1 protein-coding gene is annotated in these 1,138 nt (G+C 70.9%); it reads left to right on the top strand.

Features of this window, described 5'->3' with window-relative positions; translation table 11 throughout:
* The coding region (locus tag ABIC63_RS29880) for a type VI secretion system Vgr family protein (RefSeq protein WP_354322469.1) at positions 1-1,138 on the top strand (1,138 nt) is incomplete at both ends.

Genomic DNA, 1,138 nt, shown 5'->3' with positions numbered 1-1,138 from the left:
GGCTTTGCGGAGGCGGAGGTCTACGCCTGGCACGCGAGCCTGGCCGGCAGTCACTACGCCCAGCCGCGCGCCGGCACCGCCGGGGCCAATGACCCGCTGGCCGAGGGCGACCTGATCGCCCGGCTTCGCATGCAGCAGCTGCGCACCTCGGGGGCGCGTGCGCGGGCCAGCGGCAACCTGCGCGGCATGGTGCCGGGCTTCAGCTTCGCGCTGCAGGGGCATCCAAGGGAAGCGGCCAATGCGGAATACCTGATCCTGGAAACCGACTTCCTCATCGAGGACGTGGGGCAGGACAGCCAGGCGGCGCTAAACGCGGTGACTCAACCCCAGTCGCAGCAACGCTGGCGGGTGCAGGTGGACCTGCTAGCGCACCCCATCACCGAGCCGCTGCGCCCGGCGCTCACCAGGCTCAAGCCGCACACCCATGGTCCCCATACAGCACGGGTGGTCGGCCCCGAGGGCCAGGAGCTGTGGACCGACGAACTCGGCCGCATCAAGGTGCAGTTCCCCTGGGACCGGCAAGGCCAGGAGAACCCGCACAGCAGCTGCTGGGTACGTGTCTCCAGCCCGTGGGCGGGCAACCAGCTGGGCGGCGTGCACCTCCCGCGCATCGGGCAGGAGGTGGTCGTCGACTTCCTCGGCGGCGATCCGGACCTGCCCATCTGCACAGGCCGGGTGCACAACCAGCTGAACCTGCCGCCCTGGCAACTGCCGCAGCAAGCCGCACTCAGCGGCTTTCGCAGCCGCGAGCTGACCGACGGCGGCGGCAATAGCGCGGCCGGACGCAGCAACCACCTGGTGATGGACGACACGGCCGGGCAGATCCAGGCCCAGCTGAAGAGCGACCACCAGCACTCCAGCCTGAGCCTGGGGGCGATCACGCGCATCGAGGACAACCAGGGCCGCAAGGACGCGCGTGGCGAAGGCTTCGAGCTGCGCACCGATGGGCACGGCGTGCTGCGCGCCAAGGACGGGATGCTGATCACCACCGAAGGGCGGGCCAACGCCGCCGAACATGCCAAGAGCCTGGGCGAGACCGCCGCGCGCCTGAAGGCGGCCACGCGCCAGCACGAGGGCCTGGCCGATGCCGCCAGCATCGCCAAGGCGCAGGAAAGGGGCGCCGACCAGGACGCCGTGG

This window comes from Pseudacidovorax sp. 1753 (genome assembly GCF_040544975.1).
GTDB lineage: Bacteria > Pseudomonadota > Gammaproteobacteria > Burkholderiales > Burkholderiaceae_C > Xenophilus.
This window is presented reverse-complemented; position numbering and strand designations above follow the sequence as displayed.